General features: G+C 62.2%; 23 protein-coding genes. 3 read left to right on the top strand and 20 right to left on the bottom strand.

The features are described from left to right. The first annotated feature begins 28 nt into the window (after window positions 1-28). Window positions 29-2,170, top strand: a complete 2,142-nt coding sequence (locus ACFOJ9_RS10925; RefSeq protein ID WP_378978884.1) for a putative bifunctional diguanylate cyclase/phosphodiesterase — start codon at window positions 29-31, stop codon at window positions 2,168-2,170. Window positions 2,171-2,182: 12 nt separating this feature from the next. Here ACFOJ9_RS10925 and ACFOJ9_RS10920 read toward each other — a convergent pair whose 3' ends face one another. Beyond that, window positions 2,183-3,073 carry a fatty acid desaturase family protein gene (locus ACFOJ9_RS10920; RefSeq protein ID WP_378978883.1) on the bottom strand — a complete coding sequence of 297 codons (891 nt, stop codon included), beginning with the start codon at window positions 3,071-3,073 and terminating at the stop codon, window positions 2,183-2,185. 112 nt (window positions 3,074-3,185) lie between these two features. Between ACFOJ9_RS10920 and ACFOJ9_RS10915 the strand changes: the two genes are divergently transcribed. Continuing rightward, window positions 3,186-4,097, top strand: a complete 912-nt coding sequence (locus ACFOJ9_RS10915) for a LysR substrate-binding domain-containing protein (RefSeq protein WP_378978882.1) — start codon at window positions 3,186-3,188, stop codon at window positions 4,095-4,097. Window positions 4,098-4,109: 12 nt separating this feature from the next. On the opposite strand, the gene ACFOJ9_RS10910 is transcribed toward ACFOJ9_RS10915, so the two are convergent. The 8 genes from ACFOJ9_RS10910 to ACFOJ9_RS10875 all read right to left on the bottom strand — a co-directional run bounded on the left by ACFOJ9_RS10910 (window position 4,110) and on the right by ACFOJ9_RS10875 (window position 11,933). After that, window positions 4,110-4,382: a DUF3303 domain-containing protein gene (locus ACFOJ9_RS10910; protein WP_378978881.1), complete on the bottom strand. Its 273-nt coding sequence runs from the start codon at window positions 4,380-4,382 to the stop codon at window positions 4,110-4,112. Between the two features lie 17 nt (window positions 4,383-4,399). Then, window positions 4,400-5,863, bottom strand: coding sequence for a RimK family protein (locus ACFOJ9_RS10905; RefSeq protein WP_378978880.1), 1,464 nt, complete (start codon window positions 5,861-5,863; stop codon window positions 4,400-4,402). Window positions 5,864-5,868: 5 nt separating this feature from the next. Further along, window positions 5,869-6,966, bottom strand: coding sequence for a peptidase C39 family protein (locus ACFOJ9_RS10900; RefSeq protein WP_378978879.1), 1,098 nt, complete (start codon window positions 6,964-6,966; stop codon window positions 5,869-5,871). A gap of 207 nt (window positions 6,967-7,173) precedes the next feature. Further along, window positions 7,174-7,965, bottom strand: coding sequence for an anti-sigma factor family protein (locus ACFOJ9_RS10895; protein ID WP_378978878.1), 792 nt, complete (start codon window positions 7,963-7,965; stop codon window positions 7,174-7,176). Then, the gene (locus tag ACFOJ9_RS10890) at window positions 7,962-8,480 is read right to left on the bottom strand and encodes a sigma-70 family RNA polymerase sigma factor (RefSeq protein WP_378978877.1); all 519 of its coding nucleotides are present in this window, start codon (window positions 8,478-8,480) and stop codon (window positions 7,962-7,964) included. The genes ACFOJ9_RS10895 and ACFOJ9_RS10890 overlap by 4 nt, the downstream gene beginning before the upstream one ends. A 184-nt stretch (window positions 8,481-8,664) precedes the next feature. Then, entirely contained in the window at window positions 8,665-8,907 is a 243-nt protein-coding gene (locus ACFOJ9_RS10885) for a type II toxin-antitoxin system VapB family antitoxin (protein WP_136621223.1), read from the bottom strand. Window positions 8,908-8,969: 62 nt separating this feature from the next. Then, window positions 8,970-11,699 carry a DUF2339 domain-containing protein gene (locus ACFOJ9_RS10880; protein ID WP_378978876.1) on the bottom strand — a complete coding sequence of 910 codons (2,730 nt, stop codon included), beginning with the start codon at window positions 11,697-11,699 and terminating at the stop codon, window positions 8,970-8,972. 27 nt (window positions 11,700-11,726) lie between these two features. Then, window positions 11,727-11,933: a hypothetical protein gene (locus ACFOJ9_RS10875; RefSeq protein ID WP_378978875.1), complete on the bottom strand. Its 207-nt coding sequence runs from the start codon at window positions 11,931-11,933 to the stop codon at window positions 11,727-11,729. A gap of 18 nt (window positions 11,934-11,951) precedes the next feature. On the opposite strand from ACFOJ9_RS10875, the gene ACFOJ9_RS10870 reads away from it, so the two are divergent. Then, complete coding sequence (locus ACFOJ9_RS10870; protein WP_378978874.1) at window positions 11,952-12,233, top strand: hypothetical protein; 282 nt, start codon at window positions 11,952-11,954, stop codon at window positions 12,231-12,233. Window positions 12,234-12,320: 87 nt separating this feature from the next. On the opposite strand, the gene recO is transcribed toward ACFOJ9_RS10870, so the two are convergent. The 11 genes from recO to ACFOJ9_RS10815 form a co-directional block, all read right to left on the bottom strand. Next, the gene (recO, locus tag ACFOJ9_RS10865; protein ID WP_378978873.1) at window positions 12,321-13,082 is read right to left on the bottom strand and encodes a DNA repair protein RecO; all 762 of its coding nucleotides are present in this window, start codon (window positions 13,080-13,082) and stop codon (window positions 12,321-12,323) included. Between the two features lie 137 nt (window positions 13,083-13,219). Then, a complete protein-coding gene (locus ACFOJ9_RS10860) occupies window positions 13,220-14,314 on the bottom strand; it encodes a porin (protein WP_378978872.1) in 1,095 nt (364 codons plus the stop codon). Between the two features lie 728 nt (window positions 14,315-15,042). Then, window positions 15,043-15,936, bottom strand: a complete 894-nt coding sequence (locus tag ACFOJ9_RS10855) for an aminoglycoside phosphotransferase family protein (protein ID WP_378978871.1) — start codon at window positions 15,934-15,936, stop codon at window positions 15,043-15,045. 5 nt (window positions 15,937-15,941) lie between these two features. Continuing rightward, entirely contained in the window at window positions 15,942-16,868 is a 927-nt protein-coding gene (era, locus tag ACFOJ9_RS10850) for a GTPase Era (RefSeq protein WP_378978870.1), read from the bottom strand. 69 nt (window positions 16,869-16,937) lie between these two features. Then, window positions 16,938-17,684, bottom strand: a complete 747-nt coding sequence (gene rnc, locus ACFOJ9_RS10845) for a ribonuclease III (RefSeq protein ID WP_378987710.1) — start codon at window positions 17,682-17,684, stop codon at window positions 16,938-16,940. Further along, entirely contained in the window at window positions 17,684-18,433 is a 750-nt protein-coding gene (gene lepB / locus ACFOJ9_RS10840; protein WP_109663347.1) for a signal peptidase I, read from the bottom strand. Before lepB ends, rnc begins: the two co-directional genes overlap by 1 nt. Window positions 18,434-18,510: 77 nt before the next feature. Next, entirely contained in the window at window positions 18,511-18,924 is a 414-nt protein-coding gene (gene acpS, locus ACFOJ9_RS10835; RefSeq protein WP_378978869.1) for a holo-ACP synthase, read from the bottom strand. Then, window positions 18,921-19,520 carry a DUF2062 domain-containing protein gene (locus ACFOJ9_RS10830; RefSeq protein ID WP_378978868.1) on the bottom strand — a complete coding sequence of 200 codons (600 nt, stop codon included), beginning with the start codon at window positions 19,518-19,520 and terminating at the stop codon, window positions 18,921-18,923. The genes acpS and ACFOJ9_RS10830 overlap by 4 nt, the downstream gene beginning before the upstream one ends. Before the next feature lie 255 nt (window positions 19,521-19,775). Then, window positions 19,776-20,177, bottom strand: a complete 402-nt coding sequence (locus ACFOJ9_RS10825) for a VOC family protein (RefSeq protein ID WP_378978867.1) — start codon at window positions 20,175-20,177, stop codon at window positions 19,776-19,778. A 45-nt stretch (window positions 20,178-20,222) separates the two neighbouring features. Further along, complete coding sequence (gene pyrE / locus ACFOJ9_RS10820) at window positions 20,223-20,801, bottom strand: orotate phosphoribosyltransferase (protein ID WP_378987707.1); 579 nt, start codon at window positions 20,799-20,801, stop codon at window positions 20,223-20,225. 66 nt (window positions 20,802-20,867) lie between these two features. Next, entirely contained in the window at window positions 20,868-23,096 is a 2,229-nt protein-coding gene (locus ACFOJ9_RS10815; RefSeq protein ID WP_378978866.1) for a RelA/SpoT family protein, read from the bottom strand. Window positions 23,097-23,149 lie beyond the last annotated feature (53 nt).

The raw sequence follows: 23,149 nt of genomic DNA, 5'->3' as shown, positions 1-23,149 counted from the left end.
GTGTTCGATCACGATCCGCAGGCGCCTCATGCCCGTCGCTGATGCCAAGGATGGTTCGGCCGTCCCGGAACGGGAGGCCGAAGGCATGAATCGCTCACGCCATATGGAGGACGAGCTGCGCGAGCAGAATGAACGCTTCTCGGCCGCTGTCGAGAACATGTCGCATGGCCTGTGCATGTTCGACGCCGACGAGCGGATGATCATCTGCAACGGCAACTACATCAATATCTTCTGTCTCGACGACAAGGTGATACGACCCGGCATCCGGTTCCTCGACATCCTGCGGCACAGCGTCGACATCGGCATCGCCTCGCAAAGCGCCGATGAACTCTACGCGATCCGCAAGCCCTATATCGACCAGGCGAAACCCTCGACCTACGAGGAGACGCTGTCGGATGGCCGCATCATCAACATCTCGCATCGCCCGTTGGCTCTGGGCGGCTGGGTCTCGATCTACGAGGACATCACCGAACAGCGCCGTGCCCAACAGGATCTCAAGGAGCAGCACCGTCGCTTCGACGCGGCACTTGCCAACATGTCGCAAGGCTTGCTGATGTACGACGCCGACGGCAAGATGATCGTGCGCAACGGGCGTTTTCTGGAACTCTACAACGTCACCGCGGCGGACTTCCCGCTTGGAACGACGCACCGCGACGCGCTCGGACGTTTGCTGGAACTCGGCATCTATACGAAGATCGACGTCGACAGTGAAGTCGTCAGAACCGCAGCCTGCCTGGTGGCGGCAAAAATGCATTCGACATATCGGCATCTCACCGACGGCCGGACGGTTCTGGTCACACGCCAGCCGATGAGCGGCGGCGGTTGGGTGGCGACCTTTGACGATGTCACCGAGCGCCGCCGTACCGAAGAGCGCATGACCCATCTTGCGCATCACGATATGCTGACCGGACTGCCCAACCGCTCGATGTTTCGCGAACGGCTCGACCTTGCGCTGGAGGACGCGGCGGCCACGCCGTTGGCGATTTTCTCGCTCGATCTCGATCGCTTCAAGGTGGTCAACGACACCTGGGGGCATCCGGCCGGCGACTGGCTGTTGAAGGGCGTGGCCGAGCGGCTGCAGCGTTGCCTGCGCGGTGAAACGGACGTCGTCGCTCGCTTCGGCGGCGACGAATTCGTCATCATCCAGTTCAATTTTAAGGGCATTGCCGATGCCGAAAAACTGGCGAAGCGTATCATCGAGGCGATCGCAAAACCGTTTCGCGACAAGAGCCGCGACATACATGTCGGCATCAGCCTGGGCATCGCCGTTTTCCCCGACGATGGCGGCGACGCCGATACGCTGCTGAAAAACGCCGATACGGCGCTCTATCGGGCGAAGAGCGAAGGGCGCAACCTGTATCGCTTCTTCGAACCCGGAATGGACGCCATGGTACAGGCACGGCGCGCACTCGAGATCGACCTCGAGACAGCGCTGTCGCGCCAGGAATTCGATCTCGATTTCCAGCCCATCATGAACATAGCATCCGGCGAGATCGTCGGCGCCGAAGCCCTGATGCGCTGGCATTCGCCGACACGCGGCACCGTGGCGCCGGACAACTTCATTCCGGTTGCCGAAGAAACCGGAATGATCGTGCCGCTTGGCGAGTGGGCGCTGAGGAAGGCTTGCACGGCGGCGGCAAGCTGGCCTGCCGGCCTGCGCATCGCGGTCAATGTCTCGGCCGTGCAGCTCAAAAGCGGCAGCTTTGCCCGCAACGTCATCTCGGCTCTCGCCTTTTCCGGAGTACCCGCCGGCCGGCTGGAACTGGAAATCACCGAAACCGTGCTGATGGACGAGAGTGAAGCCGTGCTGAGGACACTGCGCCAGTTGCGCGGACTCGGCATCCGTATCGCACTGGACGATTTCGGCACCGGCTATTCCTCGCTCGGTTATCTCAGGCGTTTTCCCGTCGACAAGATCAAGATCGACCGTTCGTTCATCCACGACCTTGGCAATCGCGACACCGCGGCGATCGTTCGCACCGTCATTGGGCTGGGTGCCGAGCTTGGCATTACAGTCACCGCCGAGGGCGTCGAAACCGAGGCGCAGCTCGACATCCTGCGAGGCAATGGCTGTACCGAGGCGCAGGGCTATCTGATCGGCGTGCCATCAAAGGTGGCAGATTTCCAGCGTCTGCTGAAATCCCGCGCGTTGCACAGCCAGACCGGCTGAGGTCGGCCATCATCAATGCAGCGTCTCGATGTACTTTTCGTGGAAGCTGACATAGCCCGGCTCGATCACCTTCAAATGCCGCTCGATCAGCGCATGAAACTGCGGCAGTTGATGAAACGGTACGCCGGGATAGGCATGATGCTCGGCATGGAACGGCATGTTCCACGCCAGCTTGCGGACCAGCCAGTTGGTCAGCGTGGTCCTGGTGTTCTCCAGCATGTTGGCGACGAACGGACAACGACCGTGCTCGGCCAGCAGGTAGAGCCGCAGAAACGGCTGGCCGAGCAGTGCCGGCAGGATCCAGACATAGAGAAGCACTGAGAGCCGGAAATAAACGGCCAGCAAAATGATCACGGCATAAAAGGCAATCATGGCGCGCGCCTCGATGCGCACCTTGTCATAGCCTTTGGGCGGAACGTAGCTTTCCCGGCCGCGGTCCATCGCATTGCCATAAAGCGTCTTGAGGTGCCCCCACCACAACGGGATACCGGAGACATGGACGAGATATTGCCGCCATGTCTCCGGTTTGGGGAAAGCCAGTTCCGGGTCGTTCTGCGGGTCCTGGGTGAACCGGTGGTGGGCGAAATGGAAGTAGCGGAACCAGTCCGCCGGCAGCGCGATCGCCAGGCTGCACACCCGTGCCACGGCATCGTTCAGCCTTTGCGTTTCGAAAGCCGTTCGATGAACCGTTTCGTGCAGCAGCGTGAACAGGAACACGATGAGGATGCCTTGCGGCAGCATCAGCAGCGGCCAGAACGGCACCTTGGCGGCGATCAGCGATCCGATGATCACGATCGCACCCCAATGAGCGGCAAGCTGAACGAGGCCCGCGATGTCTGACTTGGCGGTCAGGCGGTTGCGCTCTTCCTGCGTCAACGATGAAATTATGTCGCGATGATCCACGGGATTCGATCCAGGCTGGGATTTGATGAAATCGACTGTAGCCAATGAAAAACCTTTCCAAAAACGACGATTTCTGCAATTTAGATAAGCTAAGCTTATCTATCTGGTGGTCATGGTCACACTTCCATCTCTCAAAGGACTTCAGGCCTTCGAGGCTGCGGCGCGAACGGGCAGTTTTGTTGCGGCGGCGGAAGAGCTTTCGGTCTCGGCCGCCGCCGTCAGCCAGCTCATCCGCGCCGTCGAGGAGCAGATGGGCCGCAAGCTGTTCCACCGCGTCAACCGGCGCGTCGTCCTCACCGAGGCCGGCGTCGAGATGCTGCCCAGGCTGACCATGGCGTTCCAGGAGATCGGCAGCGTCTCGCGCGAGCTGGGCGGCGATGCATTCCGCCCGCGTCTGGTGGTATCGGTACCGCCATCCATGGCCATGGGTTGGCTTTCGCAGCGTCTCGCCGGTTTTGTCGCAAGCCATGGCGCCGTCGACATATCGCTCAGAGGCGACGACGACCCGGTGCCGTTCGACCGTGAGCTGATCGACATCAGGCTCACTTATGGCCCGCATTATCGCGAGCACCCGACCGAGGACATCGTCCAGGACGCAGTCTATCCCGTGTGTGCGCCCGGGCTGGCCGATACGATCAAACCCGAAGGCCTCGCCAGCCTGCCGCTCATCCACACCGGCTGGGGACCGACCGGTGCGTCCTTTCCGTCCTGGCACAACTGGTTCGAGGCGGCCGGCATCGCGCTCGGTCGGGCAGCCCAGCGCGGCCTCTCGGCCAACTCATCGCGGGCAGCACTCGACCTTGCCATTTCGGGATTGGGCGTGGCGTTGGCGCAAGGGATCTACTGCGCCACGGCGGTGGAAGACGGTAGGTTGGTCCGGCCCGTCACCCGCGCGCTGGAGCTGCGCCAGCCCTATTGCCTGACGATCCCGGAGCGCAGCGTGAGGCGCGATGTCGTGGCGGCGTTTCGCGATTGGCTGATCGACGAATGCCGGCGCGCAGTGAATTCGCGCGCGCTCCGTTGACCTGACAGGTGGTCAGAGGTGACCGCTCAATGCCTCTACCATGTCCTTGCTTGTCGCCACGGGAACGATCTCGAATTCCACAAGATCCGCCCATTCGATGATCCAACGCTGTAGCAGCGTGACGTCATCGGCCTCCACCAGCAGGAAGCAGCGGCTCATGTCCGCCGCGATCCAGCTGTGGTGCACGAGAAGCTCGTCCGGCTTCAAGCGACCCCGGTCGCGAAAGCGGCGGTAGATCTCCTTGCGATCGCAGCCGGTAAAATCCTCGATCACGATGAACAGCATCTTTTACCCCGATCAAATTACCGCCCCGGCCGGTCCAGCCGCTCCAGGAACCACTGCGTGAGCCGCACCCAGACCTCGTCCTTCTCGCCGGAATCCTCCCAACCATGGTCGAGGTTGGGATTGTCATTCACCTCGATGACGAAGACGCCGTCCTTGGTCTCCTTGAGGTCGACGCCATAGAGCCCGTCACCGATGCAGCGCGCCGCCTTCACAGCCGTCTCGACGACATGAGCCGGGGTTTCCTTCAGCGTGAAGGTCTTGATGCCGCCCTGGTCGGGCTTGCCGTTGGCCTTGTGGTTGACGATCTGCCAGTGCTTCTTGGCCATCAGATAGTGCACGGCAAACAATGGCTGGCCGCCGAGCACGCCGACGCGCCAGTCATATTCGGTCGGAATGAATTTTTGCGCGATCAGAAGGTCGGAATCCTCCAGCCATTCGGTGGCGAGCGTCTTCAGTTCCGCGAAATTGGCGCATTTCTTGACGCCGCGCGAGAACGACGAATCCGGGATCTTCAGCACCAGCGGAAAGCCCAGGGTCTGCGCCGCCAGTTCGAGATCCGAGGTGCCGGCGATCATCACCGTCGGCGGCACCGGGACCTTGTTGTAGGCCATCAGCTCGTTGAGATAGACCTTGTTGGTGCAGCGGATCATCGACAGCGGATCGTCGATGACCGGCATGCCTTCCTGCTGGGCGCGGCGCGCGAAACGATAGGTGTGATTGGAGATCGAGGTGGTCTCGCGGATGAACAGCGCGTCGTAATTGGCAAGCTTGGCCAGGTCCCGCTTGGTGATCGGCTCGATTTCGACGCCCATCTTCTCGGCGATCTTGGCCCAGTAGCGCAGCGACGAGATCTCCGACGGCGGCAATTCCTCATGCGGATCGACCAGCGTGGCGAAGGTGTAGCGTGCCGGCGTGCGGCCCTTGGTGTCGCGCCACTCGCGGTTGGTGTAGGTCTCCAGGCACTGGATGAAGCTTTTCTCTTCGTCCTCGGTCATACGCGCCAGCGGATGGAAGCCGATCTTGCGGATCGAGGCCCATTCGGCGCTGTCCTTGATGTGGACTTCGAGCGCCGGTGCGCGGAACCAGTCGAACAGCAGCTTGGCGAAACGGTCCCAGATTTTCGACGGGCCGATGCCGAAGAAGATGCAGACCTTTTGCGGAAAGGCGCCGCCAAGATCCTTGCGGCATTTGTTGAGCGCCAGTTCCAGTTCCGGCAGCGCGTGCTCATAGAGCTTGCGCTCCGACAGGTCGATCATCGTCTCGACGGTCGGGATCACCTTGTGGCCACGCGAGCTTGCCAGCAGCGAGGCATAGTAGCCGCGGCTCTGGTAGCCGTAATTGTTGGACAGGTTGATGACCTTCGGCCGCTGGCCGCGAAACAGCGACGGATGCGCGAGATAGTCGCGATTGGTGATGATCTTGTGTGGTGTCGCCACCTGGTCGAGATCGCTCTGCCTGCCTGTAAGAATAACCCAGGTCATTGTTATCAGCGCTTTCCCAGAGTGATGGCGGCACGCAGTCCGTCGCGGCCGAACTGCGCCATATTCATGAAGATGCCGTAAGGCACGGGAATGTTGGCGGCATCAAGGATGGTCTCCTGCCTTTCGTCCTCGACCCAGGGGTCGTGGATCAGGATATGGTCGCCGTCGTCGCCGATCGCCAGCACCCAGTGCGGCACCTTCTTGCCGAACATCAGGAAGCCGCTGATCAGCACCAGCACCAGTTTTCCCCCAGCGATCGCAGCCCTGATATCATCGATGGTGAACGGACGGTAATTCACCGGGATGCCGTAAAGTTCCGCGCGCCGGCGAAAGTCGACCTGGGCGAGTTCCATCACCCGGCGCTTGTCCTCGCTGCGCACCGACTGCAGGAACAACGCGCCGTAGAAGGAAACGTAGACCTCCGCCGCAAGCCCGCTTTCGTACCCCGAGACAGCAAGACCGAACGGTTCGCATCCGCCAGGACCCGACATCATGAACACGGTCGTCGCTTCACGCCACAGACGGATTTCCATGACCGGATCCGGCACGAAGCCGCGGTCGAAATTGGCCATCGCCATCATCAGGCAGCACGGACCGCAGGTGAATTCGCAGGTCTGCTGATAGAACGGCACCTTGGTGGCGATCGGAATGTCGCCGCGCAAGGTCTTTTCGTAGCGAAGTGCTGTCCCGCCATCCTCATAGTAGCCGGGTTCACGACCGATCTTGCGATAGCCGGCCTGTTCGTAGATGCGGATCGCGCGGCTGTTGTCCTCGCGCACCTCGAGACGCAGCATCATGCGGTCATGCTCGAAGGCGGCATCTTCCGCGGATCCGAGCAGCATGCGGCCAACACCCAGCCCACCGAAAAACGGACCGGTCGCAATCGAGTAGAGGCGCGCCACGCCGCTGCCCTTGCGAAACAGCACGATCGCATAGCCGGCCACGCGGCCATCGACTTCGGCGACCAGGGTCTCGGCGGTTTCACGCTCGATGAACAGGCGGAAGGAGCGGCGGGAAATCCGGTCGCTCGAAAATACAGCTTTCTCGATGGCGGCGAGATCATCGACGTCAGACGCGCGGGCCGTGCGGATCTCGGCAGGCATGCGGGTTGAGAAAACCTCGATTGGTGGTGGGAAATGCCCTACTGAAAAACGTTCAGGACATCAGCCGAAATACTGATGGCCACAAAGCGCTATCGCACCTTGAATAGGGCCGAATTGTGACAGATTCGGCAGCAGCCCGGGCGATACAAAACGCTTTGAACAGGATCGCTATTTACAGACTGGCGTCACCACCAAAAGCGGCACCTTTCAACTGGCCAGACCGGCCAGAAGCTGGCCATAGGCGCTCTTTGCCACGACGGCCAATTGCTCGCGCGGCAGCGAGCCGACGACGGCGCAGCCATAACCCTTGTCCAGCCAATAGACGGCCCGGGGACCGTCCTGCGTCGATGCATAGGTGCCCTTGGCATTCTCCGCCGATTCCGCCGTGACGAACAGGGATATACGCTCGCCCTTGTCGTCCTCGTAGAGCAGCATCGCGGCCTTGCTCTCGCCGGCCGGAAGCAACCGGCCGCCGACCAGTTGGAAACCGTTCGCGGTCAGGTCGGGCGCCACCAGCTTCAGCCCTACCCGGTTGGACAGCCAGGTCTGCAGATGATCCTTGTCGCTGGCCGGCACTTCGACCGCATGCCGCTTTTCGGCGGCATAGATGACATGGGCCGCGATTGCCTGCTCGGCCAGCCGATCTTCCGCCGGGTCCTCCCGCCCGATGCCGTCGACGCCGGCAAGGTAGCCACCAAGCCCACCGGCGACCAGAAGCACGGCAGCAGCAGCGGCAAGCCACCAGCGTGAGCGTGGCACAGCTGCCTTGACCGGCGTCTCGCCGAGCACGCCCTTGCGCAACCGCGCCGGGACGGCTTCGTCCAGCACGCCGGCGAAGGCGGCCCGCAAGGCTGTCCGGTCGGCAGTGAAGCGGGCGCCCTTGGCCTTCATCTCGGGATTGGCGTCGAGCCAGGCATCGTAAGCGGCGCGCTCGTCGCTGGGCAGCTCGCCGTCGAGCGCCATGTGGATGTCACGTTCGGAAAAGTCGCGGCGGATCATTTCTCGACGATCCTTATGGCGCGGCGACGCGCCGTGTCGTCCAGCAACCCGCGCAATTCCTCACGCCCGCGCGCAATGCGCGACATCAGCGTGCCCGCAGGCACGCCCAGAATGTTGGCCGCTTCGGCATAGGAAAAACCTTCGATGGCAACCATGACAAGGGCTGCGCGACGGTCGGGGCTGATCGCCTGCAATGCGTCGATGATCTCGCGCGAGGCAATGCTCTCCACCTGCTCGGCCGGCCGGGCAACGGCCTCGCCCGCCTCCAGCGGCAACATCGCCGCCTCGCCGCGGCGGTTCACCTTGCGCATCTGGTCGATGAACAAATGATGCATGATCGTAAACAGCCACCTCCGGGGGCTTTCTCCTGTCTGCCAGTTGTCGAGCCGCACAAGCGCCCGCTCGAGGCAGTCCTGAACGAGATCGTCGGCAGCGTCGCGGTCGCGCAAAAGCGAGCGTGCGTAGCGGCGCAGGCGCGGTATTTCGCCAAGGATTGCTGCCTTCTTTTCGTCCATGACCGCTGGTTTTCGAGGTTGATCCCGATTGAACGCGCCTTCCGGGCGCGGCGCAAGCGGCCAGCGCGAAGCGGTCCGCCGCTCCGGTCACCCAAGCAATGAGATAACGATGGCTAATGCCGGTTTATTCCCGGCTATCGCTCTTTGCCGAAAACCGCAACGATCACCGGTGCATCAACGAACATCAGTCTTCCCACGCCTCGTCCATGAACGCCTTCATGTTGAAATTGGGATCGGACGGCCCCAGCGCAGCTGCCTGGGCCTGGAAAACGGCAATCCTCTCGCGCAGTGGTTTGCGGGCGCGGTTGCGCTCAAGCTCGTGCAGAAGCGCGATCCGCACCGCTTCCGTTTTGCTTGAGGCATTGGTCTCGCGCTGCAGTTGCGTCGCGAGCGCGTCCACCTTGTCATCACGGATATAAAGCGGCATTTCGAATATCTCCTGTGGAATATTCAAATATTCCATTTTGAGTATTCTGACACTCCAAACCCTCAAGTCTCTTTCGCCGCCCGCGTCAAAAGCCGCTGGTAGAATAGGCCAATACCGATCAGCACGGCGCCGAGGCCGATGAACGACAGCGCCCGCAGTACGCCTTCCAGCTCCGACATGTCGAAGATGAAGACCTTCAGCACGGCGATCGCGATCAGCGCGGCCGAAGCGATGCGCAGCACCTGCGATTTCAGCCAGACGCCGGCGGTGAGCAGGACCACACCGATGATCAGCCAGAGTGCCGAGTAAGTGTAGGTTTCCAACTGACCGAGGCCGCTCCACAAGCCGATGAACTCGCCCTTGAACAGGCGCCTCACCGACAGCGTGGCATAGGCGAAGGCAAGCACGGCAGCCACCACGGCCAGCATCTGCGCATACCATTTTGGCCGCTTGTCCCTCGTATAGAGCGCTAACCCGCCAACGGCGACCGCCGGCAGGAGATAGGCGAGGAACAACAGGTTGAACACCGGGATCCGGCCTGTCGATTCGTCTGACAACAGCGGATTCAGCACCACGAAATGCCGGATGACGATGAAGGCGACCGAGGCCACACCGGCGGCCATCGAACCATAGTGCAGCACCGAGCTGGGCGAGCGCATGTCGATGGCGACCAGGATGGCACCGGCGCCGATGGCGATCAGCGTGTAGATCGCCTGTTCAGCGAGCGTCATGGCACCCGTGTCGATGACGCCGCCATGCATGGCATGGCGCACCAGCATGGCGAGCGTGAGCAGCGCAAACAGCGCCGCCGCCGCTTCCATGGCGAGGCGTGGCCGACCATTGGTGGTGCGGGCGAGTTGCCAGGCGGCAAAGCCGAAGGCCAGCGCCGGTACGCCGTAGCCCGGCAGCAGCCAGTTGAAGACCGGTGTCGTCGACAGGAACTCGGCGCCGACGATGGTCGGGTCGAAGGCGACGCGGCCAAGCACCGCGATCACCGCGCCAACCGAAATCCAGCCGAGCACCGGATAGGAGCGCCAGCGCGTGGCCAGCGCCGGCACGATGGCCGCCGCACCGAGCAGGATGGTGGTCCAGCCGGAATCGAAAGCCATATGCATCAGCAGCAGGCCGGCGATCGCCGCACCGCCGAGGGCAAACGACACTGCAACGCCACCTTTGAGCGGCGGCTCTTCGGCCCGCGCGATCCACTCGCCGCCGGCAGCGAAAACGGCGACCAGCAGTGCCGCGACGGCGGCGTAGACAAGGTCACGGTCGAGATTGCCGAAGGTGAACCAGAGTGCCAGCAGGATGACCAGCGGCACGATGACGCCCCACGCTGCCCATGAGGCCGCGCGGATCTGCGTCCCGGCGGCGAACCTGCGGGCAGCCCAGAAGCCGGCGCCGATGAAGACCAGACCAAGTACGATGCCGATGCGCAATGTCAGCGCATTGGACGTGGCCACAGGCAGTCCGTCGACGCCTAGGGCACCGCCCGCAAAATCGGAAGCGATCGAGGTCGGCGGGATGATGCCGAGATAGATCAGCACCGTGACCAGTCCGGCCGCATAGAGGAGCGGCAGTGCCAGCCGTCGATAGAGCGCGACGGCCACCATTGCGACGAGGATCACGGCGCCCGGCAAGGCGTAGCCGGCGGCGGCAAAGGTCGGGTCGACCGACAGGCCCAGCGCCGAAAATGCGACGAATAGGCCAGGTACAATGGAGGGCCAGTCGAAAATCCTGGCTGGCCCGGTCTCATCGCCACGGCGAGCGAGCCAGACAAGGGCGAGCACGGCCAGCGTGACGGCGTCGATGAACAGGATGGCGGAGAGGTTCGCCCCCGGCGCATCGGTCATGTAGAGGATGGTCCAGACCCCGGTGCCGAAAAAGGCCGCCGCCATCAGCGACTTCCAGTCGCGCATGCGGGCGATGACGCCGGTGGCGGCGAGCACGATCGCGAGATAGCCGAACAGCGCCCAGGGATTGGGTGCCTGCGAGGCAATCAGCACCGGCGTCACCATGGCGCCGACGAGGCCGATGCCGGCCAGCGCCTGGCCATGGACAAGGGCGGCCGCGATCGTCGCCACGCCGATGGCGCCGAGCAGCGTGAAGGCGAGCGCCGGGCCGATGAAGCCGTAAATGCCATGCGCGGCATAGACGGTGCCGAACAGGATGAAGGCACCGGCTGCCATCAGGATTGCCGGAATATAGGCACCGGCGGCGCCTTGCACCGGCACTTTGAAGCCGGTGCGGCGGATGAACTCGCCGCCGGCGACCAGTATCAGGCCGAGAACCGCAGCCATGGTTAGTCGCACGCCGGGGCCGAAAATGCCGGCCTCGATGGTGTAGCGGATCAGGAACAGGCCGCCCAGCGCCAGTGCGATGCCGCCGACCCAGACCGCCCAGCGGGTGCCGAGCGCGGTTTCGACATCGGACTGGCGGGCGGCTTTCGCCGCTGCGGGAGCCTCCGCAGGGTTCGCTGCCTTCGGGGACGATTCTGCGGCAGCCCACGGCCCGGACACGACCTCGCCGGTTAAGTCTTCCGTTTCCGTGGCTGGTGCCTGCGCGGTGACCGGCTCGCTCACCGCTGGCGGGGCGACATCGGCCGCTGCCGCAACGGCTGGCGCCACATCGACGAGCTGTTCGAACGGCTTGGCCGTGGGCGGCACGGCGCCGGAAAGGACAAGGCTGCGCAGCGCGCCAAGTTCGCGCTCGACAAGGCCGATGCGGCTCTGCTGGCGCGAAATGATGACGAACAAGGCGATGATGGCGACAAGCCCGATCAGGCTTTCAAACATGGCGGTTCCCCCAAACCAGGCCGGTTTTCACTGACGTTCAGTCTCACTGACATTCAAATGCGGCGGCCAAACGGCCAGAAAATTCACGGTTAGAAAACTCAACGCGCCGCCAGATTGGCGGCCGGAAAGATCGAGCATGTTTCGGTGCCGAAAGCCAGCAGCTTGCCGCCGGCATCCTTCAACGTCGCCTCCGACACGGCCAATGTGGAAGAAGATGTTGTCCGACTTAACCATTAGTGGTCTTGTGGCGTCATGAAAAAACAGAAAATCAGTGAGGCACTGAGCGCCCGGGCAGCGCGTCTGCGGGAAATTTCTGAGCAGCTGTCTTTATTGGCGGATCGAATTGATCGCTCTGCACGAGACTGCACTTTCAGCTCGATTGAGCGGACAAGAAACGAAATGTCAGAAGTAGCCGCCATGATAGACGGGTTAGGCTTGGAAGAATTTGCACGACAACTAAACAGCATGGTCGCGGATATGCACCCTAACACCGACATGCTCACGAACTCGACTTACAATCGGAATTACTCTTAGCGGGTTTTCGTCCCTTGCAGAGTCGCCAATGCGGAATGGTGCCGAGGCCGAGAGGCGAGACCTGGCCTGGGTGAAGTTCGACCTCACTCATGCGGCATCCTCTCCGGCTATGGTCTTGCCGCGCGCGTGGTGCTTGCGCAAGGCGGCAAGGAAGCCGGCGCGAGCGTCAGGCGGCTCGATGCCGCGCGGCTCATAGACGTGACGGGTGAAGAAGAAGCCGGTCAGCCGGAAGGCGTCGTCGACCGCCGCCGGATCCGCGCGCAGGCCGGAGCCGCGCTGCAGGAAGGCCGGCAGAGCCAGCATCTTGTCGCGCCATGGCAAACCTGCTTCGCGCGATACCGCACGACCCGATTTTGGCGAGACATAGGCCAGGTCCTGCCGCGTTCCGGTGGCGGCGCATTGACTGAGATCGAGGCCAAAGCCGAGTTCGTCCAGCACCAGAAGCTCGAAGCGCGCCACCAGTTCGCCGGCGGCGTCGGCATCGTCGAGATGGACGATCATCACGGCAAGCGTTTCGTAGAGACCTTCATGGGCGTCGCGCTCGGGCAACAGGCGCAGATGCGCGGCCATGGTCTGCAGTCCATAGACGGCGACGGCGCTGTCCATCAGCCGGGCCGCGTTCATCTCGATCGCCTCGGCCTGGAACGTACCGAGATGCTCGTCAAGCCGCGCCCGCCACAACAGGTCGACGCGATTGCCGGGTTGGAGGACAGGCTGCTGCTTGCGCGAACGGCCGCCACGAACAAGGCCGAGATGACGGCCATGCGCGCGCGTCATCACCTCGAGAATGGCGCTGGTTTCGCCATGCTTGCGGGTGCCGAGAATGATTCCCTCGTCGCGCCATTCCATCCCCAAAGCTTTTCACCGGTTGGATGGCAAAATCAAGGGTTGGGTTTGGCGCCCGGCAGGCCGTCACCTCGCATCAGCATACAAAAAGCCGCCCGCAGCGACGTGCTGCGGGCGGTCTGGTAAGGTCAGTCGATCCGTCAGAACGAGCGCTGGAAGCGAACGATGCCGCCGACGCCATCCTCGAACTTGTCGTCGAAATTTTTGAAGTAATCGACTTCGGCCGTGATCGTGTAGCCGGGGACGATGGTGTAGGCGACGTTCGCGGCAACCGCGAAGTCCTGGAAGTCAGTGTAGGAGACCTGGGCGTTGAGCTGGACCTTCTTGTTGACGGTGTAGGTGCCGCCGCCCCAGACGGCGAAGTTGCCGGTCCACGGCTTGTAGAAGTTCGTCGCCTTGTTGTCGTCGGTGCCGTAGCCCACCATGGCGAACAGGGTCAGGTCCGAGGTCGCCTTGATGTCGAGGCGAGCCTTGCCGGCCCATTCTTCCCAGTTGCTGTTGTAAGCGCCGACCGCAGTGATCGCGCCCCAGTCGCCCTTGTACTTCACACCGCCCACGACGTGCGGAACGTAGCTGTCGATGGTCTCGGCGCCCGAACCTTCTTCAAGCGAGGCCACCGCCGAGAAGCCGTTACCGGCGTCGAAGTAGTAGCTGATCAGGTTGGTGTCCTTGAGGCCGTAAGGAATGATCGTGTCCTGGACGACGTTGCCGGCATAGCCGATGAAGGAGTCATAGGCCGTCTCGTCCTTACCGACGCGCAGCCCGCCAAGCTGGATCCAGGCGAAATGCAGATCGGCAGCCTTGTTGCCGGCTTCGCTGTCGATCGCGAAGCCATCGGCTCCCTTGGCCGTGGTTACGCTGCCGAAGTTGAAGCGCGTCTCGGTGTAGGTCTTCAACGTGCCGAGTTCGGTTTCCTGGCCGGTCCAGGTCTTCAGCGTGAAGCGCGCGTTCTTGTTCCAGGTGTCGTTGATGCCGCCATCCTGGGAATCGATGGCCTTGGTGCCGTCCAGCACGCGATTGCCGTCGCCGAAGCTGGCGTCGTAGCGGATGTAGCCGCCGATGCGCAGGCAGGTCTCGGTGCCCGGGATGTAGAAGTAGCCGGCGCCGTAGACGTCGCAGATCTTGACGTATTCGGCCGGTTCCGGTTCGGCGACGACGACAGCGTCAGCCGCGCGTGCGCCGCTGACCGCGATCAGTGCCGCGGCTGAGCCGAGAAGGAGGCTCTTGATGTTCATTTTCTGACCTCTCCAGTCAAAGTTTTAAATGGCTTCGGATTTGTGGCTGGCGGCAATGTTTTCCCGCCTCACCCCCACAACGAAAAAGGCTCGCACCGCGTCCCCTTTTCGAGGGCGAACATACCCATCGATCTTCTGCCTTCAATGACGATTTCTGAAATAACACCAATTATCTAGACAGATTAATGTTGTGTTGCACAAATAACACTTATGCATATGGCGAATGGCACAATCGGAACATCGTCATATATTCAATATATATATCCATATACTTTCGCGGCAAACTATACTTTAAACGCATCATTTTTCTACCATGACGGTCAAGATGCGAAATATCCACCCGGTTTTCCCCGAAAATGAACTGATTCCTGCCGGCCCTGCCCATCGCCGGATGACGTCCAACCGCCAATCGCACGCTGTCGTTGAGGCGAAACGCGGGGTGAGGCCTGCCAAGCCTGTCTGCCTCTTCCAAGGCGATCGAAACTCACTGGAGCGCTGTCGTGTTGCTGATTGTGAGCAACCGTTGAAGACGATTCCTCCGTGACGCCTCTCAGTCGACCTGAACGACGCAGGCGATGTGGTCCCCGCCTCGATCAGGCGGATCGGCACGCATAGGTCCGGGAAAGCATCGCTTCGGTCAGAATGTCCTTGGTCGCGTCATGCGATGGCGGATGGTTCGGCGACAGGATTTGGATCTGGTGGGCGAGAGCGGCTTAATCATTTGGCGATCACGCCCGCTGCGCGTGATCGGCAAGCACTTCGTCGATCACATGACGGGATTTTTCAACCTCGACCGGGTTGACGTCTATCTGCCCGGCGACCGTGATCAGCGCCTTCCACAGCGTCCAACCACGACCCCGCGCCCACATCGCCTCGTCTGCGGTGAGGCCGGCGCGAAACGCTTCCCGGCTTTTGCCTTCAAACAGCGTCCACGCAATCGCCAGATCGCAGGCGGGATCGCCGACGCCCGAGGTTCCGAAGTCGATCACCGCGCTCAACCGCCCTTGCCTGACCAGCAGGTTTCCCCAACTGACGTCACCGTGGAACCAGACCGGCGCACCGTGCCATGGTGCGGCAAGTGCTGCCTCCCACACCGCACTGGCTGCGTCCGTATCGATCTTGCCGTCGAGGACGGCAATCGCTTGCCGGGCCTCGCCATCGTAGACGCCGAGTGGTCCGCCGCGAAAGAAATTGTGCTGTCCCGGCGCCGGTCCGTCGGTGGCATCGGTCCGCTGCAAGGCGACCAGGAACGTGGCAAGGTCGGTCGCGAATCGTGGCAGGCTGGCGATACGCTCGCGCTTTGCGGTCTCGCCTTCGATCCAGCGGTAGACGGACCAATGCCAGGGATAATTTTCGGCCGGAACCCCCATCGCCAGCGGCACCGGGATCGGCAGCGGCAGCAGCGGTGCCAGCCTCGGCAGCCAGCGATGCTCCTTTTCCACTTGCAGGGAATAGGCCGCGGCGCTCGGCAGCCGCACGGTCCTCTCGTCGCCCAGATGGAAGGTTCTGTTGTCCCAGCCGCCTGATGCAACCGGCCTGACCGCAAGGTCCTTCCAGCGGGGAAACTGCGTGGCGATCAATCGGCTGACAAGCGCTATGTCGATGTTCGGCTTGCTGTCCATTGATCCTAGCGCGGAAACTCGAGCCCCATCTCGCGGTAGCGCTCGGGGTCGTCGCCCCAGTTCTCGCGCACCTTGACGAACAGGAACAGGTGCACCTTCTGTTCGAGGATGCCTGCTATCTCCATGCGCGCCGCCTGGCCGATGGCGCGGATGGTCTCGCCCTTGTGGCCGAGCACGATCTTCTTCTGGCTGTCGCGTTCGACATAGATGGTCTGGTCGATGCGCACCGAGCCATCCGGCTTCTCTTCCCATTTCTCGGTCTCGATATGCGAGGAATAGGGCAGTTCCTGATGCAGCCTGAGATAGAGCTTCTCGCGGGTGATCTCGGCCGCGAGCTGGCGCATCGGCAGGTCGGAGATCTGATCTTCCGGATAGTACCATGGGCCGGGCGGCAGAGCCTCAGCCAGATAATCGAGCACGTCCTTGCAGCCGGAACCAGTCAGCGCCGAAACCATGAAGGTGCGCTTGAACGGCACCCTTTCGTTCGCTGCCGCCGACAAAGCGAGCAGTGCTTCGTGCTTGACCCGGTCGACCTTGTTGAGGATCAAAACCATCGGCTGGCGCACATCCTTCAGCCGTTCGAGGATAGCGTCGGCGTCACCCCTGATGCCGCGCTCCGCATCGATCAAAAGCAGCACGATATCGGCGTCCTTGGCCCCGCCCCAGGCGGTGGTCACCATTGCCGTGTCGAGCCTCCGCTTCGGCTTGAAGATGCCGGGCGTGTCGACGAAAACGATCTGCGCATTGTCGTGCGTGGCGATGCCGCGCACGATGGCGCGCGTCGTCTGCACCTTGTGCGTGACGATCGACACCTTGGCGCCGACCAGCTGGTTGACCAGCGTTGACTTGCCCGCATTGGGCGCACCGATCAGCGCGACGAAGCCGGAATGCGTGGGGGCAGCTTCCGCTGCCGGCTCTTCGGTGGCGGTCATGCCGCGCTCCCTTCATTAGAGCGCCGCGCATCCTCTTGGACGCGCAAAGGACACTCTGGAACTTTGAAACTACGCATCGTGCTTTCCAAAAATCGAGTCCGATTTTTGGGCCGGTGCGGTGGCCCAAACGCCTTCGCGCAGAAGAAATGCCGAAGCCGCCGCTTCCTCGGCAACCCTGCGGGAGCCGCCGGTGCCGCTTATCGGCGCAAAGCCGCGAACCTGCAAGGACACAGTGAAGACGGGCTGGTGGTCAGGCCCTTCGCGCTTTTCGATCACATATTCGGGGCGCGCATCGCTGGTCTTCGCAATCCATTCCTGCAAATCGGACTTCGGATTGAGCGGCTTTGCCACGACGGTGCGCGAGCGCGGTTCCCAGTAACGCAGGACAAACCGCCGTGCGGCGTCGATGCCGCCGTCAACATAAACCGCCGCGATCAGCGCTTCGACCGCATCCGCCAGATAGTTTCCGCCCGAGCCACGCGACCGCATCTTCAACGCAGCGTCGGCCCGAACCAGATCCTCGAGCTGCATTTCGATGCCGATCTCGGAGCATGTCCGCGCATCCACCAGCGCATTGAAGCGTGGCGCGATTTCACCTTCCGGCGCGTCAGGAAACTTTTCGAAAAGCATATCGGCGACGATAAGCCCAAGCACGCGGTCGCCAAGGAATTCGAGACGCTGGTTGTTGCTGGCCGCCTTGACCGCACTGGAATGCGTCAAAGCGGTCTCAAGCAAGCGGACGTCTTGAAAGACATGGCCGGTCTTGGCCTTGACCACACCGGCCAGCATTTCGCCTGTCGGGCGCTTCAGAGCCATCAATTGACGAAGTGGAACAGGCGCGAAGCGCGCATCAGCGACGGCCATTTCCAGATTTCGAGTGGGCTCGCCTTGCCGGCGATCGAGAAGAAGACAAGGTTGGCGCGGCCAACCAGATTTTCCTCGGGAACGTAGCCGACGGTGAAACGGCTGTCGGCGGAATTGTCCCTGTTGTCGCCCATCATGAAATAATGGCCAGGCGGCACGTCGAATTCGCGCGTGTTGTCGCCAATCGAGTTCGAATTCAAGTCGAGCGTGTCGTAGCTGACGCCGTTGGGCAAGGTCTCGCGATAGACATCGATAGGGCGCGATTCCTCGGTGATGTCGGGATTATCGATCTGGCCGGTTTTCACGCGAGGCACGCCGACGCCATTGATGAACAATTGGCCGTCCTTGACCTGGATCTTGTCGCCCGGCAGACCGACAACGCGCTTGATGTAGTCGACAGACGGATCAGGCGGGAACTTGAACACGGCCACGTCGCCGCGCTTGGGCTCGGAGCCCCAGATGCGGCCCGAAAAAATGTCTGGGCCAAAAGGCAGCGAGTAGCGTGAGTAGCCGTAGGACCATTTGGTGACGAACAGATAGTCGCCTTCCAGAAGAGTCGGCCGCATTGATCCCGACGGGATCGAAAAAGGCTGGAACAAAAGCGTACGAATGACCAGGGCGAGCAAAAGCGCCTGGACGATGACGCTGACGGTCTCGCCAAGCCCGCCGGATTTCTTCTCGGATTTTTCAGCCACGCTCATGTCGTCCTCGATTGTGCGTTGGATGGTATAGAGTCTCGGCGCGCGCTGGGCAACGTCATGCCGGTCGTCAGATGCAATCAATGTGGCGCTTCTTCGACGGGCAACGCCTCGATGATCACAAAGGCTTGAGCGAGCGGGAAATCATCGGTGATGGTGAGGTGGATTGACGCCCGATGGCCCTTTGGCAGGATTTTGTCCAGCCTGGCCTGCGCCCCTCCAGTCAGCGCCATGGTCGGCGCGCCACTGGGCAGATTGACGACACCCATGTCGCGCCAGAACACGCCCTGCGCCAGACCCGTGCCCAGCGCCTTGGCGCAGGCCTCCTTGGCGGCGAAGCGTTTGGCATAAGAGGCCGCGCGGGCGCGTCGATTGTCCGAACGCGCCTGCTCGAGATCGGTGTAGATTCTCTGGATGAAGCGCTGGCCGTGACGCTCCAGCGACTTTTCGATGCGTCTGATATCGATCAGGTCACTGCCGATGCCGATGATCATCGTGCAGTGGAACCGATGCTTGCGCTGGGATGGGACGATTGCGCATGACGGACCGCGCGCTCGGCCAGGCGCTTGCGCCGCTGCTCGCGGAAAGCGTTCATACCCCAGCGCGTGACACCATAGAACAAGAGGCCGAACACCAGCCCGAGCGGCGCCGCGCCGATCAGCATCGGCTCAAGCACGGGCTTCCACAATTGCGCGAAGGAGAGGTTGTGCAGCATCTCGCCCAGATGCGCCGGCGGGCCGTGCGCCGGCAACCGGTCATGCAAGATGAGCTTGCCGGTTTCCCAGGATGCGCCCCACAGCAACGGGAAGGTCAGCGGGTTGCCGAAAAAAACCGCGCCCAGGGCCGCCGCCACCAGATTGCCGGCGATCACCCAGCACAGCACAGCGGCAATGATGAAATGAAACCCGACGGGAAAGAAAGAGGCGAAGACGCCGGCCGCAACGCCGGCCGCCACCGCATGCGGTGTGGCTTTCAGCCGCAGGATACGCTTGGAAAAATACTGAAGCGAGCGCGAAAACGAGCGGCGCGGCCAAAGGTAGGTGCGCACCCGCTCGAAAAGACCATCAGGCTTGCGGCGTCGAAAAAGCACTCTGTTCCCGTTCCACAGCTTCCGCGCCGGCAGCCTAAGCCGGACGTGACAGCCACATCTTGCGCTTGACGATCACCCAATGGCAATCGCAACCTTATATAACGACGCGCTGGCGCAAGAACAACCAAACACCGTCTGTGCGGCGCGCTCGTTGCCGCCCTTCGGGGTGGCAGGTCTTGCTTCGAACATTGGACAATCGCGGCGAATTTAAGGAACCGGCAGTCGCATCACCGAAAGGCGTAGCGTCGCCGGCGGTTAGGACAGATACACGCTGACCTCGACAAGATTGCCGTCCGGGTCGCGGAAATAGACCGACATCATCGGACCTCGGGCCCCGACACGTTCGACCGGACCGAGTTCCACCACCACACCGTTGGCCGCCAGGCTGGCGCATATCTCGGCGAGCGGCCGGGCAGCGATGAGGCAGAAATCACCTGATCCCGGCGTCGGCGACTTAGCCTTCGGCTCGAAGGTGCGGTCGACCTCATGCACATTGATCTTCTGGGTGCCGAAAGCCAACGCCGTCGGTCGGCCCGGCGTATCGATGCGCTCAAAGCCCAGCACGCGCTGGTAAAAGGCGCAGGTCGCTTCCAGCGAAGCAACCGTCAGCACAAAATGATCGATGCCGGCGATCATTTCCAATTTGTTTTCATGCATGTCGTTACCCCAAAACCGCCGCACACTTTTGGGCGACGTGCATGGTCAGATGTTGCGGCTGCCGGGCTTGATCGCCGGGATGGCGGCCAGCTCCGGCGGCAAGCGATCGGCCGGATAGGCCGGAACCTCATATTCGGCGAGCGCGATCAGCGGCACGCCGACATCCGTCTTGCCGGCCGAACGGTCGATGATGCAGGCGGCGGCAACCACTTCGGCGCCAAGCTCGCGCAGGCACTCGATGGTCTCACGGATCGACAGGCCGGTGGTGACGATGTCCTCGACGATGACGACGCGCGCTCCCCTGGCGATCTCGAAGCGGCGCAGTCGGAACTCGCCCCCTTCCCGCTCGACCCAGATCGCCGGCACGCCGAGATGGCGCGAGGTCTCGTAAGCCGGGATCAGCCCGCCAATCGCCGGGCCGACGACGTAGTCGATCTTGCCAGGCACCGCCGCTCGGATCTTCTCGGCCAGCGCCTTGCACAGCCGCTCGGTCTTGTCGGCATGCATAAACACGCGTGCCTTCTGCAGGAAGACCGGACTGCGCAGGCCCGAGGTCAAAATGAAATGCCCTTCCAGAACAGCACCCGCCTCGCGGAAAATGCCCAGCACTTCATCGGTGTTCATCTGCGCCTCTTTTTGATTGATCATGATCTTTTCCGAAAACCGGTTCCCACTTTTCGGGATCATGGTCTAGCCATTCACACGCCTTGCATCGCTGACGCTCGAATTGTCCTTGAGCTGCGACAGCAGCCGGTTGAGGTGCTTCAGATCCCAAACTTCGAGATCGATCAGCATTTCGGTGAAGTCGGGCGCGGTGCGCACCATCGACAGCGTGTGGATGTTGGCGTCGTTCGACGCAACCACCTGAGCGATATCGGCGAGCGAACCCGGCGCATTGATAGCGGTGACCGAGACACGTGCCGGAAAGCGTTCCTTGGTGCGCTCGTCAATGTCCCAGCGCACGTCGATCCAGCGCTCGGGCTGATCGTCGAACGCCTGCAGGGCCGGCGACTGGATCGGATAGATGGTGATGCCGGTGCCCGGCTGGACGATGCCGACGATGCGGTCGCCAGGTACCGCCCCTTCCGGCGCGAAACGCACCGGCAGGTCGCCACGCACACCGCGGATCGGCACGGCGCCGTCGCGCGGCAGGTCCTTATCCTTGCGCGCGGCGCGGCCCGGAATCTGGAACAGCATGCCGGCGGCGTTGCGGATCTTCGACCAGCCCTCCTCGCGCGGCTTAGGGGCGGCCGTGGTGACGCGCTCGTCCTTGTAGTCGGGGAACACCGCCTTCATGACGTCGGTGGAGGCTAGCTCGCCACGCCCAACCGAGGCCAGCACATCCTCGATGTCCTTGCGCGCCAGCCGGTGCAGCACCTGCTTCAGGCTCTCCTTGGTGAAAGTCTTGCCGGCGCGTTCGAAGGCACGTTCCAGGATACGGATGCCGAGACCCGAATACTGCTTGCGGATGGCATTCTTGGTGGCACGGCGGATCGCCGAGCGTGCCTTGCCGGTGACGACGACCGATTCCCACGCAGCTGGCGGCACCTGCGCCTTGGAGCGGATGATCTCGACCTCGTCACCGTTCTTCAGTTCCGTCATCAGCGGCATGATGCGGCCGTTGACCTTGGCACCGACGCAGGTGTCGCCGACATCGGTGTGCACCGCATAGGCAAAATCGATCGGTGTCGCGCCGCGCGGCAGCGCAATCAGCATGCCTTTCGGGGTGAAGCAGAACACCTGGTCCTGAAACAGCTCCAGCTTGGTGTTCTCGAGGAAATCCTCGGGATTGTCGCCCTCGGCAAGCTGCTCGATGGTGCGCCGCAGCCAGGCATAGGCGTTGGTCTCCTTCGATATGGCGTGGGCAGTACCATTCGTCTTGCCGCCGGTGTCCTTGTAGATCGAATGGGCTGCAACGCCGTATTCGGCGATCTTGTTCATCTGGGAGGTGCGGATCTGCAACTCGACGCGCTGGCGTGACGGCCCGACGATGGTAGTGTGGATCGAACGATAGTCGTTCTGCTTCGGCGTCGAGATGTAGTCCTTGAAGCGGCCCGGAACCATCGACCATGTCGTGTGAATGGCGCCAAGCGCCCGGTAGCAATCCTCGACCGTCTCGACAACGACGCGGAAGCCGAAAATATCGGACAGCTGCTCGAAGGACAGCGCCTTGGCCTCCATCTTGCGGAACACCGACCACGGCTTCTTCTGGCGGCTCTTCACACCTGCCTTGATCTCATGCTTTTCGAACAGCGTGGACAGCGCCTTCTCGATATCGGACAGCACATCCTTGTTGCGCTCGAAGATTTCGGCGAGCCGAGCGGTGACGGCGCGATAGGCTTCCGGATTGATGTAGCGGAAGGCGAGCTCCTCCAGCTCCTCGCGCATGCCTTGCATGCCCATGCGCCCGGCCAGCGGCGCATAGATGTCCATCGTCTCCTCGGCGATGCGCAGGCGCTTGGCCTCCGGCATATGGTCGAGGGTGCGCATATTGTGCAGACGGTCGGCGAGCTTGACCAGAAGCACGCGGACGTCTTCCGAAATCGCCAGCAGAAGCTTGCGCAGGTTTTCCGCCTGCTCGGCCTTCTTCGACACCAGGTCGAGCTTCTTCAGCTTGGTCAGCCCTTCGACCAGCTTGCCCATTTCGGGGCCGAACAGCTCGTCGATCTCGGCCCGCGTCGCGGTGGTGTCCTCGATGGTGTCGTGCAGCAGGGCGACCGCGATCGTCGCCTCGTCCATGTGCATTTCGGTGAGGATTGCGGCGACTTCGAGCGGGTGCGAGAAATAGGGGTCGCCGGAAGCGCGCTTCTGGTGGCCATGCTTCTGCATGGCATAGACGTAGGCCTTGTTGAGCAACGCCTCGTTGACGTCAGGCTTGTAGCGCTGGACGCGCTCGACAAGCTCATACTGACGCATCATGGGCGGGATCTCGCGGTGGTGAAATGAATCATGCGCCGCACTGTTGTACGGCG

Origin of the sequence: Mesorhizobium cantuariense (assembly GCF_042647205.1) — a bacterium.
Taxonomy (GTDB): Bacteria; Pseudomonadota; Alphaproteobacteria; order Rhizobiales; family Rhizobiaceae; genus Mesorhizobium; species Mesorhizobium cantuariense.
Note: the sequence above shows the minus strand (reverse complement) of the source record. Positions and strands in the feature narration are given on the sequence as shown.

Coding starts and splice junctions, on each gene's coding strand:
- ACFOJ9_RS10925 (WP_378978884.1), top strand. CDS start 29: ATGCCCGTCGCTGATGCCAAGGATGGTTCGGCCGTCCCGGAACGGGAG.
- ACFOJ9_RS10915 (WP_378978882.1), top strand. CDS start 3,186: ATGGTCACACTTCCATCTCTCAAAGGACTTCAGGCCTTCGAGGCTGCG.
- ACFOJ9_RS10910 (WP_378978881.1), bottom strand. CDS start 4,382: ATGCTGTTCATCGTGATCGAGGATTTTACCGGCTGCGATCGCAAGGAG.
- ACFOJ9_RS10905 (WP_378978880.1), bottom strand. CDS start 5,863: ATGACCTGGGTTATTCTTACAGGCAGGCAGAGCGATCTCGACCAGGTG.
- ACFOJ9_RS10900 (WP_378978879.1), bottom strand. CDS start 6,966: ATGCCTGCCGAGATCCGCACGGCCCGCGCGTCTGACGTCGATGATCTC.
- ACFOJ9_RS10895 (WP_378978878.1), bottom strand. CDS start 7,965: ATGATCCGCCGCGACTTTTCCGAACGTGACATCCACATGGCGCTCGAC.
- ACFOJ9_RS10890 (WP_378978877.1), bottom strand. CDS start 8,480: ATGGACGAAAAGAAGGCAGCAATCCTTGGCGAAATACCGCGCCTGCGC.
- ACFOJ9_RS10885 (WP_136621223.1), bottom strand. CDS start 8,907: ATGCCGCTTTATATCCGTGATGACAAGGTGGACGCGCTCGCGACGCAA.
- ACFOJ9_RS10880 (WP_378978876.1), bottom strand. CDS start 11,699: ATGTTTGAAAGCCTGATCGGGCTTGTCGCCATCATCGCCTTGTTCGTC.
- ACFOJ9_RS10875 (WP_378978875.1), bottom strand. CDS start 11,933: ATGGTTAAGTCGGACAACATCTTCTTCCACATTGGCCGTGTCGGAGGC.
- ACFOJ9_RS10870 (WP_378978874.1), top strand. CDS start 11,952: ATGAAAAAACAGAAAATCAGTGAGGCACTGAGCGCCCGGGCAGCGCGT.
- recO (WP_378978873.1), bottom strand. CDS start 13,082: ATGGAATGGCGCGACGAGGGAATCATTCTCGGCACCCGCAAGCATGGC.
- ACFOJ9_RS10860 (WP_378978872.1), bottom strand. CDS start 14,314: ATGAACATCAAGAGCCTCCTTCTCGGCTCAGCCGCGGCACTGATCGCG.
- ACFOJ9_RS10855 (WP_378978871.1), bottom strand. CDS start 15,936: ATGGACAGCAAGCCGAACATCGACATAGCGCTTGTCAGCCGATTGATC.
- era (WP_378978870.1), bottom strand. CDS start 16,868: ATGACCGCCACCGAAGAGCCGGCAGCGGAAGCTGCCCCCACGCATTCC.
- rnc (WP_378987710.1), bottom strand. CDS start 17,684: ATGGCTCTGAAGCGCCCGACAGGCGAAATGCTGGCCGGTGTGGTCAAG.
- lepB (WP_109663347.1), bottom strand. CDS start 18,433: ATGAGCGTGGCTGAAAAATCCGAGAAGAAATCCGGCGGGCTTGGCGAG.
- acpS (WP_378978869.1), bottom strand. CDS start 18,924: ATGATCATCGGCATCGGCAGTGACCTGATCGATATCAGACGCATCGAA.
- ACFOJ9_RS10825 (WP_378978867.1), bottom strand. CDS start 20,177: ATGCATGAAAACAAATTGGAAATGATCGCCGGCATCGATCATTTTGTG.
- pyrE (WP_378987707.1), bottom strand. CDS start 20,801: ATGAACACCGATGAAGTGCTGGGCATTTTCCGCGAGGCGGGTGCTGTT.
- ACFOJ9_RS10815 (WP_378978866.1), bottom strand. CDS start 23,096: ATGATGCGTCAGTATGAGCTTGTCGAGCGCGTCCAGCGCTACAAGCCT.